The sequence below is a fragment of the Cyanobacteriota bacterium genome, assembly GCA_027618255.1.
In the GTDB taxonomy this organism is placed as follows: domain Bacteria; phylum Cyanobacteriota; class Vampirovibrionia; order LMEP-6097; family LMEP-6097; genus JABHOV01.
The window spans coordinates 28588-45427 of record JAQCFG010000010.1 but is presented as its reverse complement, the minus strand read 5'-3'; the positions used below and the strand labels follow the sequence as shown (position 1 = coordinate 45427).

The window sequence follows — 16840 nt, the reverse complement described above, 5'->3', positions numbered from 1 at the left end:
TTCGCCTTCTTTTTTGTTTGCATTGATTGATTCTGTAGCCTTTTCAAGGGTTTCGTTGACTTTCTTGTTGTATGCTTTTTGTTCTTCTTCTATTTTTTCAATTTGTTCATTTATATTTTCAATTTCAATACTAGCCGCTGGATCATCTTCTTGTGGTAAATCTTTTTTCTTCGCTTCTAATTCTTTCTTCTTCGCATCAGCAGCTTTTTTATATTTGTCTTGTTCTTTAACAAGCCTTTCCAAATCAGTTAAGGTCTCTTCATCTGACTCAGAGCTTGCCAAATTGGCTCCTGAATCATTTGCTGCATATGTGTCTTCTTGCGGGTTAGAACTTGGGCTTGGACTTGAAATGTTGGCAAGGCTTTTAATTAATGAATTTGCAGCTCCTAAAGCATAACCCAAAGCTGGATTTGCTACACCATAAAATGAATTTACTGGTGGTAAATAAGGTCTTCCTTTTACACCAAAACCTCTACCACTATAATCATCAATCTTAATTCCTATAGATGCTATAGCGTATTGTGCAGCACTACTAGAACCAGGTCTTGGTGAAAATCTTCCTATCATTATCCAAACATCTCCTCATTACCATCCATAAAATCAAATATGCCATTTAAACTTGCGAGGCTTGCATCCTTTCCATTGGGTTTAAAGCTTGTGGATGATAGGTTGTTGGTGACTGCCTTAGATTCTGGTCTTACTCCTTGACCAAAATTGGCGACAAGTGCTGTTAAAGGATTATTGGCACGTGTTGGAGCTAATGGAGTTTCACCAGGTCCAGTGCGTTCAGTACTAATACTAAGTTCTAGTGCGATTTTACGCATTTCTGGTAGTGATTGCCCTGACATTGTTTACCCTGTTGCCCTTTTTGCTTCTTCATTCTTCTTAGCTTCTTTAGCATCATTCTTTGCTAATAATTTCTCAGCTTCTTCTTTCTTTTTGTCTTCATCTGTTTCTTTAGTTTCTTTGTCTTTATTTGAACCACCCTTAGCTAGGCTGCCGATACCAGCAATCAATTCTTTGCCAAGTTCTACGGCTGGTTGGGCTATTGCAAACCATGTCTGTGATTGCATTTGTTTACGTGCTCTTTCAAAAGATTCTTCCATGAATTTAGCTAGAAATGATTGATTTGGATCAATTTGTGAATTACGACTTAGTGGTGAGGTGAAATTATTTGCAACAGTTTGATCTGCTAATTCTTGTATAGTTTGCTTATTATCAGCAACACCAAAGCGCTGCGCAACTACACTATTGAGACTTAAGTCTCTTTGTCTACTACTTGGATTACTTGCTGCACCTAATGCCATATCAAATCTCCTTAGATTCTGTAACTATTGATGCATATATAAGTTAAGAAATGGTTATGCTAACTAATAGTTAAATTTGTCAAAGCTGAATTTTCCAAATCCGCAGTTAACTGTTTGGCTTGTTCTGGTCTTAAACCTCTTTCTTGTATAAAATCTTGGATCATTTGTTTTCTACCGTCATCAGTCAGTGGTGATCTTTCTAGATCTTGTATTAGTTTGTCAACAGCCTCGCCTAAGTCTTCCCCTGTTTTTGGTTGTAATTTGGTCTTTAGTTCTTGCTTTAAATATTCTGCTGCCGGTTCTTTAGGAGTACTGTCATTATTTGTTTCTATCTTTGGATCAGCATTTCTTTTTTCAATGTATGTTTCAGAGATACTTTCTTTGCTTGCGTCTAATCGTCCCTTGAGTTCAGCTTCTCTTGCAATAGCAAGCTGCGCTTCACTAGCTCCCGTACTATCACTAGACCCTGAAGAACCGCCTCTTGATCCACCGCTACCAGAACTACTTCTGTCTTTGCTTTTACCTGAGCCACCTTTATCACCACCTGAGCTTGGTCCACCACCAACACTCCCTTGACCGCCAAAGCTTGGAAAGAATGGTGGAAATGATTGACTACCAAGCGCTGCCAGATTGAGACCTGATGCCAATAATTGTTCATCAAGTGCACGCGGGTTTACAGTGCCGCCAAATGGATTACTAAAGTCTGGTATAACTGTTTTTGTTGTGAGCTTATTCGGTACACCATTACCATTTACGGCTCTACCAATTCGTCTTTTGAGGTTAATTGGATTTGTACCAAGCGTGGTGTCTCCAAATCTAGCAGCAAGTTGTGATTTCCTACCTGTTCTTGGATCAATTAATTCTCCAGGATCAATTAATTCTCCAGCTATATCATCAAGACTGACACCTTTCTTTTTGCTGCCACTAGCCTCTGGTGCAGCAGCAGCAGCTGCTGTTGTTACTATCGTTTGGCTATTTACTGCACTAATGGCAGGTGTGGCTCCGGTTTGTGCCATGACTTATCTTCTTTGCTGTATTTTGTATCTGTTTTGATTTGAAACAGGTCTACATTAGATACACTGCGACTGTCCTCTTTATCTTTACTAACGGAACTAGTGCTTTGCACCGTTCCGACCTTTTTTGTGCCGACATCACTTGCAAAACTATGTTTTGCAGGATGTCTATTAATAAATGAACATAATTTGGTTAAGACTTGGTTATTGTGGAATAATATCGCTAGAATTGTTCATTAGCTAAGGGCTTATCCTTGCTAATAATATACATTGATAATATGGCTGAAAACATTAACCCGAACCAGGGTTTGCCAAATAACGATCCAAAACCACATGTTTTTGACTTAAGTCAAAAATCAGAAAAGCTTGAACCGAAACAAACTAACAATAATTCACTTTATAAAGCAAACTCTGATTCACAAACAGCACAATCACTTCAAGCGGATACTAGTAAAGTGAATAACGATTTTGACTTGCGAGCCAAAAATCCAATCCTTGTTGCCAAGCTTGAGCAAAAATCAAATATTCAGATTATCAATAAAAAAGCTAAAGCCAAGCCACCAAAACCAACTGTGCAAGTACAAGCTGGTCGGGCGATCAACCCGCGCAAGGTAAAGCCACATATTCCAAAGCGCTTGCAACCAACTTATGAAGATCATGTAGACAACATTACCAAACTTGGTGACGCCTTGGTGCGCGGAGAAGATGGAATGAAGCTCATCAATGAATATGCCAGAGGAATGCTTGAATCCTTTGGAGTTGGTAATATGAGAAGCTTTGATAGTCTGGCTACTTTATTTGGGATTGATGAGAGTGTCGCCGATATGGACAGGGATCAATTGCTGGATTTGTTTGAATCTAAACAAGAAGAGTTTTCTGATGAACCTGAGTTAAAGAAAATCTTGCACAATATTGTTTTTCAAATAAGAGAAATCAATCTTGATTACAGTAATTACTTAGTACCTCTTTTGCAGTTGTTTTTACCAATACCTTTTGAGTTTGAATTTGCGGAGCCTGATGAAGAGTTTGAAGAAGATGAAGAAGAAACCAAAGAAGATCAAAGTCGCCAAGATGGTAATAGTGAAGATGAAGAGCAGTTTGATTCGATAGCTTCGATATCTATTAAGACCATCAACTTTAACAAGATTCATATTTTAATTTATTATAAAGAGAGTAATTCTCAACTAATTGTCAATATCAATGGAGACCCTACGGCAATGGAAATCGCCATTCCTATTGAATCTAACTTAGATGATTTAATAGGTGATGATCTTAATGATATAGATTATTTGATTAAAATATGGGGTGATAATGTCCTTCGTGTTAGTGAGAAAAGAGTATTGAAAGTCAGTGCCAGAGGCAAATTGAACCCAATTATCCTCAAGGCATGTAACTCGGTTCTTGAAACCATTCAAGACAGTGATATTGATCTTGATGCTGAATCTGACTATCAATCTGGGTTATTATAGAGTTGTGCAAAGAATAATAGGCAAAATTGCAGGGTTTCATGGGCTAAAGGGAGAGATTAAAATCTTCCCCTTAATAGATAATCTTGCAATATTTAAAGAACTTGAAGAGATTTTTATTGAAGGTCAAAGTTATAAGTTGCTTGCAACACGTCCTCATAAAAATACAATAATGGTCAAACTAGAAGGGATTAATGATTTAACTACCGCAGAAAAGCTCAATGGACACATCGAAGCTGATATCGAAGATGATTTGCAAGCTGGTGGCTACTATATTGCGGATCTAATGGATTTAGTTGTACAAGATGAAACTGGCAAAGAAATTGGCAAGGTGAGTAATTATTCTTCAGAGGCACAGGATCATATATTTATTAAATTAAATGAAGAATACGCAGCCAAGAGTGAGTTGATATTGCCTTTTGTGGATGAATATATACTGGAAGTGATCGCTGGTGATCACATTAAAATCAATCTAGATAAGGATTTGCTGGAGCTTTGTTGTTGAAACCCAAAATTAAAATATGCGGAATTACTAACTTGATTGATGCCAAGAATGCTCTTCAACTTGGTGCTGACTATATTGGTTTTATTAATATAAAAAATTCACCACGATTTATTACTAGTCAACAAATAGAAGATATTTTTATTGAGTTAACGGATGAAGAACGTCTCAAGGCAGTGATTCTTACTGATCTTGATACTATCGATGGAATAATGAATCTTTGTAAAAGTATCGGTATCAAAATTGTGCAGCCTTATGGATCATTCTCCAATAGTGAGTTAGATAGATTGAAACTAATGAATTATAGAATTCTTAAACCGTTGCATGTTGAAATTGAAGAAGATATTGAAACGATTGATACTTATCAAACAAGTGTTGAAGTAATAATTCTTGATACTAAAACCAATAATCCTGAAGTCTTAGGTGGTAGTGGTGAGACTTTTGATTGGAATATTTATATTAAAGCTCAAAAGAGAAGTGATGTGAAATTAGCACTTGCTGGTGGTCTCAATTTGGACAATATTGGTGAAGCTTTAACTAGCTGTAACCCCTATATGATCGATATTTCAAGCGGATTAGAATCATCACCAGGAATCAAATCTTTCAATAAAATGAAAGCATTGTTCGAACTGACTAGTCTATCTAGACTAGAATCGTAAATTCATCGATTTGGAGTAGTGAAAATATCACAAAATTACGTATATTAGTTATATGCAAGAAGATTCAAGTCTTGATGATATATATCAAGAATTAAAGAAACGACAGAATAATAATTTGCCGGAGCTTAAATCAGAGCTCTCTGAGAGATTTGTGAGTGATCTGGTGCGCAATTCAAATAAGGATATAAGTCTTGGTGAATATTTAAATATGAATAATACACAAGATGGAACATCAGAATGCACAACAATTGTAAGTAAATTAATTGGTCTTTTGGATGATTTAGAAAAGGAAACAGGAATGGAAGATGAAATATTTGAATTAGAAGAACTTGAAGAACTTGACTTAAGTTGTATGACCGGTAAAGCTAGAAATGAGCTTGAGAAGAATCTGTTTATAAATCACAAGAAAAAGATTAGACAATCAGGAGATAATCGCATTAGAAATTATTCCAATGTCAATATCAAGATTGGCAAGGAGTCATCAATGAGTCCATTGAGTCTAAAGCGTTATAATGCTGATTAGCTTCTGATAAGCGAATTAAATAAGTACATGTTGTTTCATGGTCATTAATTTACTTATCAGGTTGGGTGATCGCTTCGGCTGCTTTATCTGAATTCTTATAGAGCATTAAAGCAACACGACCGACTGCGTGGGATAACATATTAACAAAGAGCCTCGTATTATTATTGTCGAGATAACGTGCAATGAAGTCAAAAGTGGATTCTATTATAAATAGAATACCAGCACTTCGTTTCTTGATATTGTTCTGACAAGCTAATTCGAAATCAAAAAGAGCTGAACCTAAGTCTCTGATTGGACCAAAGAGTTTTTCTTTACCAGTGGATAAGTAACCAACAGAAGAAACGATATCTAATAAACTACTTATCAGACCATTGTGTCCACTAGGATCAAAGTTCCATCTCTTTTCTGTTGTGTCATATTTAACGGGGCTTATACTAGTTATAGGGTTTAAAACCGACTCCTTGAATAGCTTCAAGCAAATAGCCATAGTTTCCTTAGCACCTTCCAGGTAATTTGGGAAATAGCCATCCTTGTATTTCCCGCTGGAGTTTCTATCGCAATACTCCCATACTTGATTTATACCAGCGTCTAGACCACGTATCAAATAGATATCCTTCAAGTTGCCAAACCAAGGCATTATCGCTTCACCAGCAAAACCAATTAACTGGAATATGTTTTTTTTTTCAATTCCTTGATTCATACCACTAAGCCCATAAGGCACATAACTTAGGGTAGTAATGAAATTGACAGCCGTTTCAATTTTTTGCTTGACAACTGTTGGTAATCCAGTAAGCATAGAAAATGCTCCCAAACCACTGGCTATTATGTTAGATAAGCAAGAGTAATGATCAGCCCAATGGATCAACTTTAACCATTGCTGCCATTTATTACTTAGATCTGGAATATTTCTTTTAATTGGCTTATCGGAAGAGCTGATATTTTTACGGTTATTACTGAGTAGTTGCATTAAGACATCAGTAAATTTGGCATTTGGTGCTTTTGCCGGTTGTGGGGAGTTGGCAATGTCAACACTTTCCAGCCTTGCAGGCTGTTTGTTGATATTACCGAGATCTAGTATTCCAGCCGACACTGTCTTTGTTCCTCACGTCAAATATAATTACGTAAAGCTCAATCACTGGACTCACGTAATCATGTATTGGCACTTTATGTGCACCGATGAAATTGTACTACATATTAAAGCTCCCAAGATTAATAAATTGCCCTTATCAAGTTAAAATAATCAGACAGGTTTATGATTTAATAAATAAAACTGGCTTAAAACGGGGGTCCGAAGTCAAGATAACTAAGAATTAGTTTGAACTGTACCTAGTCTAAATGAATGACCATACAAAATTAAGTATATTTAACTTGCTACCCATACATCTATATGCTAGTATATAAGTATGGATAGTTTAAATTATTTTCTCATCGCAGTTTCAATAATCACCTGGACCTTAGCATGGTTTTGCTTTCGTTCAAGGATTGAATGTTCATACAAGAAAGAGCTTAGCCTCTTCGATCTGTTCTTTATGTTTATTAGTCGGAGTCCGGACATTGTCAAATTATAAAACACTTATCGGTAACTATAATAAAAGGAGATTGCATTTATTTAATTTGCTTATCAGTAGTTATTGGCTTTATTTGACTGGTGCGTAGCACTAGTTCCGTTAGTAAAGATAAAGGGGACTTTTGCAGGAAGTCTAATTGACATCCTGCAAAACAAAGTTTTGCTAGTGATGTCGACATAAAAAAGGTCGGAACGGTGCGAAGCACTAGTTCCGTTAGTAAAGATAAAGGGGACTTTTGCAGGAACTCTAATATAGTGAAAGTCGAGAACTTGCTCTCGGAGGATTGAACGGAATGACGATCAATGTTTTGCCTGTCATGTTTGAAGAAAATGATAAATTTGACTTGCAAAACTTGGTTGCTTGCAGCCCAATAAGTTAAATTCATGGCAAAACTTTATTATATTCAAATCACTAGAAGCTTCTCATAGATAGCAATATCTGCTAGTATTTAGTTTTAGTGCCCAAAAGAACTGATATCCGCAAAATACTTATTATTGGTGCGGGTCCAATTATTATAGGACAAGCTTGTGAATTTGATTATTCTGGTACTCAAGCATGTAAAGCCCTTAAAGACGAAGGTTATGAAGTTGTTTTAGTTAACAGTAATCCTGCAACTATCATGACCGATCCTGAATTTGCTCATCAAACTTATATAGAACCGATTACAGCTGACTATGTTGAAAAAGTAATCGAAAACGAAAGACCAGATGCAATCCTCCCTACCATGGGTGGTCAAACCAGTCTTAATACAGCCGTAGAATTGGCTAAGAGAGGAGTTCTCGACAAATACAACGTAGAGCTCATTGGAGCCAAATTGCCTGCAATAGAGGTCGCTGAGGACAGAGAGAAATTTAAGGACTTAATGGACACTATTGGTTTAAAGACACCAACTTCTGCAATTGCCAATACTGTCTTGGAAGGTCACAAAATAGCGGAACGAATCGGCTTTCCAGTAATAGTGAGACCTGCTTTTACACTTGGTGGTTACGGTGGTGGTATTGCATATAACTATGACGAACTAGATGCAATTCTTGTCAAAGGAATTTCAGCAAGTCCTGTAGATCAAGTATTAGTTGAACAATCAATCATGGGCTGGAAAGAAATAGAGTTTGAGGTCATGCGTGATCTCAAAGACAACGTGGTTATCATCTGTTCAATCGAGAATCTTGATCCAATGGGTATACATACAGGTGACAGTATTACTGTTGCACCAACACAAACCATTAGTGACAAAGAATATCAAGCCTTGCGTAACGCTTCTATCAAAATCATTAGAGCCGTCGGTGTTGAAACCGGTGGTAGCAATATTCAATTTGCATTGAACCCAGAAAATGGTGAGATCCTAATCATAGAGATGAATCCAAGAGTATCAAGATCAAGTGCCTTGGCTTCAAAAGCAACTGGTTTCCCTATTGCCAAGATCGCAGCCAAACTTGCAATTGGTTACACACTCGATGAAATCCCAAATGACATTACAAAAAAAACCATGGCTAGTTTTGAGCCAAGTATAGACTACGTAGTTACCAAGATTCCAAGATTTGCTTTTGAAAAATTTCCTGAAAGCAAAGATATCTTAGGCACTCAAATGAAATCGGTAGGCGAGACGATGGCTATTGGTAGAGGCTTTAAGGAGAGTTTCCAGAAAGCTCTAAGAGGGCTAGAGAGCAAAGGACCTATTGGTTTTATTAATAAGGACTTACTCAGGAAAGTACACAGTCTGTCAGCTGATGACAGAGAACTGCTCAAAGAAAAATCCAAACGCGATGCCACAACAGCAAACTCACAACGGATTTACCAAGTCTTTGATGCTCTTTACCTTGGAGTAACAATTGAAGAACTTCATCAACTAACTCAAATAGATAGATGGTTTTTGTGCCACTTAAATCAAATTGTAGAAGAAACTCTCGCTCTAGAACAAGCAGCCCAAAAAGCCCACGGTGATTCAATCCAAGACAAGCTCAAATCATTTATCAGTGAAGAGAAGTTACATCATCTAAAGTCAACAGGCTTCTCTGATAAACAGATAGCAGTGATTATAGAATCTAGCTTTAAGGTACGCAAAAGAGATATTCGTGAACTAAGAGACAGCTACAATATCCAACCAGTCTACAAAACTATAGATACTTGCGCTGGAGAGTTTGAGTCCTACACACCTTATCACTATTCTTGTTATGACCAAGAAGATGAAATTACCACAAGTGACAAAGAGAAAGTAATCATACTTGGCGGTGGACCAAACAGAATTGGGCAAGGTATTGAGTTTGATTATTGTTGTGTTCACGCTTCGCACGCTCTTAGAGACGCAGGTTATGAAAGTATCATGGTCAATAACAACCCTGAAACTGTGTCTACAGACTATGACACCAGTGACAAACTATATTTTGAACCTATAACCGTTGAAGATGTACTATCAATTTGGAACAAAGAAAAATCACTCGGCAATAAACTCAAGGGTGTAATAGTACAGCTTGGTGGACAAACACCACTCAATATCTCCAAAGCACTTGAAAGCCACGGTGTGACTATCATTGGTACCAGCCCGCATATGATAGACCTTGCTGAAGATAGAGATCGCTTCGGTAAATTAATTGAAGAGCTTGGACTCAAACAAACAAGCAATGCAATTGCTAATAGCACTAATGAAGCAATCGCTCAAGCCAAAGCAATAGGTTTCCCGCTAGTGATGAGACCAAGTTATGTACTTGGCGGTAGAGGAATGGAAATTGTTTATAGCGAAAAAGAAGTTGAAAACTGGCTAGCAAGAGTAATCCTAGAAGATGATCAGTTCCCAATTCTTATTGATAAATTCTTAGATAACGCTATTGAGATTGATGTAGACGCAATTTCGGACGGTAAAGAAACTGTCTTGGCTGGCATCATGCAGCATATCGAATACGCTGGTGTGCATAGTGGTGACTCTGCATGTATGTATCCACCGCAAACACTCTCTGCTACAATCCTAGAAGAAATTAAAACTGCAACTATCAAACTAGCTAAGTCACTCAATGTAATTGGCTTAATGAATATTCAATTTGCTGTCAAGAATGAAGAACTATATATCCTAGAAGTCAATCCTCGTGCAAGTCGTAGCGTACCGTTCATTTCAAAAGCCACTGGCATAGCTTGGGCAAAACTAGCTGCTTTAATCATGGTTGGAAAAACAATTGAAGAATTAAAAGTAAGAGAACTATTAACCAAGATTCCGAAGAATCAAGTTTCAGTAAAAGAAGCAGTATTCTCGTTTAACAAGTTTGATGGTAGTAGTATTTTCCTTGGACCAGAGATGAAGAGTACCGGTGAAGTCATGGGTATCAGTAACAAGTTTCCAATGGCATTTGCCAAAGCTCAAATCGCTGCCTCACTCAATTTACCAAAATCAGGCAAGATCTTTATGAGCTATAACGATAGAGACAAAGACTCAGCAAGCAAGACAGCCAAAGACTTAATCGATCTGGGTTTTCAGATTGTTGCAACTAGTGGTACAGCCAAATTTTTACAAGCAAGCGGGCTTGAAATAGAGAAAGTACTCAAAGTGAATGAAGGTAGACCAAATATCACTGACTTACTCAAAAATGGCGAGATTAACCTGATTCTTAATGTACCTTGGGGCAAAGAAGCCTATGAAGATAGTCAAGTCATCACCAATATAGCTCAAGCTAAAAACATCCCGGTAATTACTACCAGCTCAGGTTCAGAAGCTACGGTTGAAGCTCTAGCTGCTGTCAATAGTACTGAAATAAGGGTTAAGTCCTTGCAGAGTTATCTGAAGTCGACATCTAAAGAATTGAAATAAGTATCAAACGATTCATAATTAGACTTGTTTTGAAAGTCGGAATTATCTCCAAGGCAACACGCGCATTCAGTGCGGTTGCTACCTTTATTTGAGCGACCTGTAAATCGAAACTTTGATTTCAAACAGGTCTATTCAGGGTATAAATAAACTATGTCCAAATTCTTCAAGCTTGGTCTTATAGGTTGCAGCTTAGCTCAGAGTAAATCACCAGAAATTCAACTTGCAGGTCTCAAACATCTAGGCATTGATGGGGAATATAGCAAGTTTGAAATTGATCCATCCAATTTTGCCTCAAAGATAAATGTCTTGGCTTCACAACTTGATGGGCTCAATGTCACTATTCCCTACAAAGAAAAAATTCTCAAGTATTTAAATTATAGAGATCCACTAGTAGAAAAAATCGGCGCAACCAATACTCTAATTATGCAAGATGGTCAGCTACAAGGCTATAACACCGACTACTGGGGTTTTATCAAATCGCTTGATGCTTATGAGCTCAAGGGTAAAAAAGCCACCATCCTTGGAGCAGGCGGCGCATCTAGAGCAATCATCATTGCACTTAATGATATGGGACTTGCAGAGATTAATGTCTATGTTAGAAACGTACACAAAGTGGAAGGTACTCTACCTCAGATCAAAAAAGCACAATTGAATTTAAAGCTATACACTGATGATGTTGTACTCAGTGACACGGCAATAATAATTAACGCAACTCCAGTCGGTCAGGGCAGACTCTCGACTAGTATGCCAATAAACATTGCGCAACTAGAACTCTTAAGAGAAGGTACTATAATTTATGATTTAATTTACCAAGACACTCTCCTGATTCAAGAAGCACAAAAATGCAAACTAGTAACTATCAATGGTTCAGAGATGTTGGTTCTTCAAGCAGTACAATCATTGTCCTTATGGACAGGTGAAGCAATCACCGATGATTTAATTAAAGCAATGCGAGCTGGTTTTAAACAGCCAGTAGTTTCTTGACTTTTTTATCATGCTTCTCGACAGATAAACTATCAAACACAAGTTCTTTGGGGCAAATGCCAATAGTTTTACAGCTTGGTTTTACTGTAGACAATAATCTATCGTAATAACCGCCACCTCTACCAATTCTTTGTTTGGTTTTTGAGAAAGCTAAACCAGGTACAAGTATCAAATCAATTTCAGTGATATTCACTAAAGTATTGGTTGCAGGAGGAGCTTTGACAGCAAACTTGGTTTCGATCAAATCAAATAATTCACCAGCTTCAAACAAAAGCATCCGAGATGCTCCAATAGCTCGAGCTAAAACCCATCTCTTGTTAGGATTACTAATTATCATCGAACTCAAATCAAACTCATTACCTATTGAGTAATAAGTCAAAATTACTTTGGCATTTTTAAACTCAGCAGACAAACAGATTTGATTAATCAAATCTGTTTGTCTTGCATAAAAATCTTTTCGGTCAGCAGCAATTAAAGCTAACTGATCTCTAGCAGTTTTGCGAATTTCTTGTTTCTTTGCAACTAAATCTGTTTTTTTAGTCATTAAACCTGCCATCTGGTTTTATTATAGGATATAAAAAGAAAAACGGGGTTCAAAACTTAGGGACACGCTGAAAACGAAGTTTTTCTAGTCGGGTCCATAAAAAAAGGTTCTGTCCGTGCGACGCACGTGACAGATAAGGGTTGAGACTTTGCATTTTTCAGTGCATTCTTAGACATGCTTAGAGAGCCTAGCCAAAGACTTGTCTTTGCCCAATAGAGAGATGATAAATCCTAAGTCAGGACCATGTGATCTTGAGCAAAGAGCAATGCGAATAGGCCAAAATAATTGCTTGGCTTTAAGCCCAAGTTCTTCTCCAATCATGTTAATTTCTTCTTTGATTTGGACAGCATTATCAAAGTCAAAACCTTCAATAGACAAAATCGCAATGAGTTTTTCTAAAACAGCTTTAGCTTCCGTTACAAATTTAATTTGTTTTTCATCAATGGTTTCTTCATCAAAGAAGTATGATACATTGTCATTAATCTCATCAAACTTGTTTAAATTACCTCTAATTGCATCGAATAATTCTTTTTGTTGAGTTTCATCAAAAACAGACAAGTCATATTTGAGATAAGGCTTCAAGTGAGCCATCAATTCATCATGACTAAACTTGTTGATATATTCTCTATTGAACCAATTAAGTTTGGCAATATCATAAATTGCCGGACTTTTACTTATTCTATTTGGATCAAAAGTCTTAGCAGCCTCATCAAGAGTATATATTTCATTATCATTAATAGCACTATAACTAGTAGCAATTAAATAATTAACCAGAGCCTCAGGTAAATAACCCTCTTTGCGATATTTCTCTACACCCGCTATATCACCGTGTTTGCGCTTAGATAACTTCTGTTTGTCTTTAGTAAAAATCAAAGGTAAGTGTCCAAAAATTGGTTCTTTAAAACCAAGAGCTTGGTAAATGGCAATTTGTTTTGCAGTGTTGGTCAAATGGTCCTCACCTCTAAAGACATGAGTCATCAACATTTCATGATCATCAACAACAACAGCAAAGTTGTAAAGTACTTGACCATCAAATTTCTGGATAATCGGATCACCACCAAGATCTTTGGTATTAATAGACATTGAACCTCTAACAACATCATTCCATTCAATATTGCGATCAACTCCTAAATTCAGGCGAATAACAAATTTGCGTGCTTCAGCTTCATACTGTTGAACTTGCTCAGCACTTAAGTTACGTCCACGATTATCATAGCCCTCAGGGAGCTTGCTAGCTTTTTGTAGTTTGCGCATTTCCTCAAGTTCTTCTGCGTTGGCGTAACACTTATAGGCTTTGGAATTAGCAAGCAATTGATCTACATATTCTTGATACTTAGATCCTCTTTCAGATTGACGAATCATCTCTCCATCCCAATCAATATTGAGCCATTTAAAACCCTCAATAATTTCTTTGGTAAAATCCTCATGGCTTCTAGTTCTATCAGTATCTTCCAAACGGAAGCAAAACTTGCCAGCTAATGATTTAGCGAGCAATTGGTTATAAAGAGCTGTTCTTACGGTACCTAGATGCAGGCTGCCTGTTGGGCTTGGTGCTATTCTGGTTTTAATCACTTTGCAACTGCCTTTAATATGATTCTTCTTGATCTGTCAGAATCTTTGATTGTCATTGAATCTTTAGACAAGATAGTAGATCTAGCTTGTGCACTCAAACTCTTGGGTGAATCAACTCTATAATGAGCACCACGACTTTCTTTGCGTTGCAAAGCAGAATTAGTAAGTAAAGTAGCAACTGTCTTCTCTTTGCAGTCAGTAAGTGATTCAAGATATTTTAAAGTAGAACGTAGAGATTTTTCTCTTCTCTCTACACCCAGGTTTTTTGAAATTACTTGTCTAATCAAGTCATAATTTTCATCGAGAGCTTTTTGCTCATCATAAATATTAGTAAGCTTGTAATCAGAACAGTATTCAATCTCTTCATCTTCATCAAACTCGTTTTCATCATACTCACGTGTAGATTCCATTTGAGAAACACTATCAATAAGTTTTTTATTGATGTTTCCGTCTAAATTAAGACCAAGAATAGCCTCAGCAATGAAGTCAGCACAAACAATACATTCAAGTAAAGAATTACTAGCTAATCTATTAGCACCATGAAAACCATTAGACGCACATTCACCAATTGCATATAGACTTTCGACATTAGTTCTACCGTGAATATCAGTTTTAATACCACCAATACTATAATGAGCTGCAGGTCTTACTGGAAGCAAGTCAGTTGCAAGGTCATAGCCCTCAATTAAACAATAATGATAAATATTGGGAAATTCTTTTTTTAAAAACTCCTTAGATAGTTTAGTAGCATCAATATAAACAAACTCTGAATCAGTCTTGCGCATCTCAGAAACTATTGCCCTACTGACAATGTCTCTAGTTGCCATTTCAGCATCAGGATGATAATTCTCTGCAAAAAGTGCTTTCTTTGAATTACGCAATTGTGCACCTGCTCCTCTAAGCGCTTCAGAGATCAAAAAGTTTTTACCAGATTTAGTTTTGTAAACAGTTGGATGAAACTGAACAAATTCCAAATTCTCAATTTTGGCACCAGCATCATAAGCAAGTGCGATTCCATCACCGCGCAATAATTGAGGATTAGTAGTCTCTTGAAACAGTGCTCCAAGCCCGCCCGTAGCAAGTACGATATTATCAGCCCAGATATTAACAGTCATCACATTTTGGTTAATGTCTTCCATATCCTGTCCTGAAAGAGTCTCAAGCTTAACTCCAATCACTTTAGAACCATTTTTGAGTTTAATTAGGCTCATTGCTTCATATCCTTGTGAAACAAGGATCTTGTTATCGCGAGAAACAGCATCAATCAATGGTTTAATAATAGCTCTACCAGTGGCATCACCAACGTGCATAATACGGTTATAGCTGTGTGAGCCTTCTAAATTAAAACCATCATCAAATTGAACTCCAAGTTCTATCAATTCATTCACTTGTGCCCAAGAACGAGTAAGTATTGAACTAACAACCTCTTCATTACAAAGACCTTGACCAGACTTCAGAGTGTCAGCAATATGACTTTCTAAACTGTCTTCAAGGTTGTGTGGACTAACAACAGCAACACCACCCTGAGCATACTTACTCGAGCCCTCAGTGATTGCATGTTTAGAGCAAATAAAAACACTTTGCCCAGCAGCAGCAAGCTTGCGTGCCACATTAAGACCAGCCAAACCTGAACCGATAACAACAGTATCAAAATGATTAACGTATTCTTGCATAAGAAATTAAATTACAGGTAAATGACAAACTGCTTTATCCTGCCTGTAATTCATATAATTATATATCATGACGTGTAGCAAGATTTTATTTTTAATCTTTTGTTGGGTATTCATTCAAAAAGAAGTTTTTAATAGCCTTGGCTACTATTCTAGCTGTTTTAGCCTGGAAATCAGCACTAGTAATCAAATCAGATTCAATAGGATGAATCAAATAACCAAGCTCAAGTAGCACAGAAATCCTATCTGGGTTTTCTCTAAGCACATGCAAGTTTTGTCTAAATAAACCAGAGTAAGTTAATTCAGTATGTTCAACAACTTTGTTCAGTAAATAATTAGCAAATGGTTTACTTTGTTCATGAAAATAATGACAAGAAGCACCTCGTTCTAAATTCGGATCACGAGCATCAGGCAAGGCGTTATGATGAATAGACAAAAACAATAAGCTATCGTCTTTTTGAGCAGTATCAACTCGCTGCTCAAGACTAATGAATTCATCATTATCTCTAGTCATCACAGTACTAATATTGAGATTAATCAACTCTTCTTTAAGTAATTGCGAGAAACTCAAATTAAGTTCTTTTTCCCAAATCCCTTTGGGAGAACGTGAACCACACTGATCGCCGCCGTGACCAGGATCTATGCAAACAGCAAAGTCTTGCTGATAGTATTCAATCTCAAAAACTAGTGAATTATTTTCCCATTTCTCGTGAATAGAGGTAACGGGTTTTTTGAAAATAATCGGAACATTGGAGCGAATAACTTCTCCAATAATAATAGGACTTGATTGTGTTTGATAATGAATACAATCCAAATCCATATCGGTATCAGGTAAATCCAAGAAATATTTATACTTACCAAGCCTCTCTAAGCTATACATCGGTGCCCGATTAAGAGGGATTTCTATTCTATTTTCAGACACTAAAATACTACGTAATATATTTTTTTTACTTGGTTGTTTAGCTGGAAAAGAATCATAGATACGTCCGTAAGCAATCGGATGAGGCTCATCAGGCTTAACTCCGACAATAGTATATTCAATGCTCTCACCATCCAAGTCAATATCAAACTGATTATTACCAAGTTTAAGGCTCACTATATATGCAAAATTGCCATTATCAGCTAGCTCGACTCTCTGATCATTAATACGACAAGTCTCTGTCGCCGACCCAACAAAAAATATAGACTTGCTATCAGTCTCATGTTTATTAGGGGGGTAAGTAATTAATCCCATCTAAT

Annotated in this window: 15 protein-coding genes; 6 read left to right on the top strand and 9 right to left on the bottom strand. The window is 36.9% G+C overall.

Annotation, left to right across the window (positions count from 1 at the left end):
* From O3C63_02655 to O3C63_02640, 4 genes are all read right to left on the bottom strand, one after another.
* The coding region (locus O3C63_02655) for a hypothetical protein (GenBank protein MDA0771822.1) at positions 1-567 on the bottom strand (567 nt) is incomplete at its 3' end.
* The gene (locus O3C63_02650) at positions 567-848 is read right to left on the bottom strand and encodes a hypothetical protein (GenBank protein ID MDA0771821.1); all 282 of its coding nucleotides are present in this window, start codon (positions 846-848) and stop codon (positions 567-569) included. The genes O3C63_02655 and O3C63_02650, both read right to left, overlap by 1 nt.
* 3 nt (positions 849-851) lie before the next feature.
* On the bottom strand, positions 852-1307 hold the full coding sequence (locus O3C63_02645; protein ID MDA0771820.1) for a hypothetical protein: 456 nt from the start codon (positions 1305-1307) through the stop codon (positions 852-854).
* Positions 1308-1366: 59 nt separating this feature from the next.
* Positions 1367-2323 (bottom strand): hypothetical protein, encoded by a 957-nt coding sequence (locus O3C63_02640; GenBank protein MDA0771819.1) that lies wholly within the window; start codon positions 2321-2323, stop codon positions 1367-1369.
* A 275-nt stretch (positions 2324-2598) separates the two neighbouring features.
* On the opposite strand from O3C63_02640, the gene O3C63_02635 reads away from it, so the two are divergent.
* From O3C63_02635 to O3C63_02620, 4 genes are read left to right on the top strand one after another with little or no spacing between them, the layout of a single operon-like run.
* Positions 2599-3789, top strand: coding sequence for a hypothetical protein (locus O3C63_02635; protein ID MDA0771818.1), 1191 nt, complete (start codon positions 2599-2601; stop codon positions 3787-3789).
* 4 nt (positions 3790-3793) lie between these two features.
* Positions 3794-4291 (top strand): ribosome maturation factor RimM, encoded by a 498-nt coding sequence (gene rimM / locus O3C63_02630; protein MDA0771817.1) that lies wholly within the window; start codon positions 3794-3796, stop codon positions 4289-4291.
* Positions 4288-4947 (top strand): phosphoribosylanthranilate isomerase, encoded by a 660-nt coding sequence (locus O3C63_02625; protein MDA0771816.1) that lies wholly within the window; start codon positions 4288-4290, stop codon positions 4945-4947. Before rimM ends, O3C63_02625 begins: the two co-directional genes overlap by 4 nt.
* A gap of 52 nt (positions 4948-4999) precedes the next feature.
* Positions 5000-5470, top strand: a complete 471-nt coding sequence (locus O3C63_02620) for a hypothetical protein (GenBank protein MDA0771815.1) — start codon at positions 5000-5002, stop codon at positions 5468-5470.
* 49 nt (positions 5471-5519) lie between these two features.
* Here O3C63_02620 and O3C63_02615 read toward each other — a convergent pair whose 3' ends face one another.
* Positions 5520-6560, bottom strand: a complete 1041-nt coding sequence (locus O3C63_02615) for a hypothetical protein (GenBank protein MDA0771814.1) — start codon at positions 6558-6560, stop codon at positions 5520-5522.
* A gap of 935 nt (positions 6561-7495) precedes the next feature.
* Here O3C63_02615 and carB point away from each other — a divergent pair.
* A complete protein-coding gene (carB, locus tag O3C63_02610; protein MDA0771813.1) occupies positions 7496-10831 on the top strand; it encodes a carbamoyl-phosphate synthase large subunit in 3336 nt (1111 codons plus the stop codon).
* A gap of 150 nt (positions 10832-10981) precedes the next feature.
* Positions 10982-11815, top strand: coding sequence for a shikimate dehydrogenase (locus tag O3C63_02605; protein MDA0771812.1), 834 nt, complete (start codon positions 10982-10984; stop codon positions 11813-11815).
* Here O3C63_02605 and O3C63_02600 read toward each other — a convergent pair.
* The 4 genes from O3C63_02600 to O3C63_02585 all read right to left on the bottom strand — a co-directional run bounded on the left by O3C63_02600 (position 11793) and on the right by O3C63_02585 (position 16835).
* Complete coding sequence (locus tag O3C63_02600; GenBank protein MDA0771811.1) at positions 11793-12371, bottom strand: 5-formyltetrahydrofolate cyclo-ligase; 579 nt, start codon at positions 12369-12371, stop codon at positions 11793-11795. The two genes, O3C63_02605 and O3C63_02600, sit on opposite strands and share 23 nt — an antisense overlap.
* A gap of 156 nt (positions 12372-12527) precedes the next feature.
* On the bottom strand, positions 12528-13931 hold the full coding sequence (gene gltX / locus O3C63_02595; protein ID MDA0771810.1) for a glutamate--tRNA ligase: 1404 nt from the start codon (positions 13929-13931) through the stop codon (positions 12528-12530).
* Positions 13928-15604, bottom strand: coding sequence for an L-aspartate oxidase (gene nadB / locus O3C63_02590; GenBank protein ID MDA0771809.1), 1677 nt, complete (start codon positions 15602-15604; stop codon positions 13928-13930). Before nadB ends, gltX begins: the two co-directional genes overlap by 4 nt.
* A gap of 91 nt (positions 15605-15695) precedes the next feature.
* Positions 15696-16835: an N-acetylmuramoyl-L-alanine amidase gene (locus tag O3C63_02585; GenBank protein MDA0771808.1), complete on the bottom strand. Its 1140-nt coding sequence runs from the start codon at positions 16833-16835 to the stop codon at positions 15696-15698.
* Positions 16836-16840: the final 5 nt, after the last annotated feature.

Coding starts and splice junctions, on each gene's coding strand:
- O3C63_02650 (MDA0771821.1), bottom strand. CDS start 848: ATGTCAGGGCAATCACTACCAGAAATGCGTAAAATCGCACTAGAACTT.
- O3C63_02645 (MDA0771820.1), bottom strand. CDS start 1,307: ATGGCATTAGGTGCAGCAAGTAATCCAAGTAGTAGACAAAGAGACTTA.
- O3C63_02640 (MDA0771819.1), bottom strand. CDS start 2,323: ATGGCACAAACCGGAGCCACACCTGCCATTAGTGCAGTAAATAGCCAA.
- O3C63_02635 (MDA0771818.1), top strand. CDS start 2,599: ATGGCTGAAAACATTAACCCGAACCAGGGTTTGCCAAATAACGATCCA.
- O3C63_02620 (MDA0771815.1), top strand. CDS start 5,000: ATGCAAGAAGATTCAAGTCTTGATGATATATATCAAGAATTAAAGAAA.
- O3C63_02605 (MDA0771812.1), top strand. CDS start 10,982: ATGTCCAAATTCTTCAAGCTTGGTCTTATAGGTTGCAGCTTAGCTCAG.
- O3C63_02600 (MDA0771811.1), bottom strand. CDS start 12,371: ATGGCAGGTTTAATGACTAAAAAAACAGATTTAGTTGCAAAGAAACAA.
- nadB (MDA0771809.1), bottom strand. CDS start 15,604: ATGCAAGAATACGTTAATCATTTTGATACTGTTGTTATCGGTTCAGGT.
- O3C63_02585 (MDA0771808.1), bottom strand. CDS start 16,835: ATGGGATTAATTACTTACCCCCCTAATAAACATGAGACTGATAGCAAG.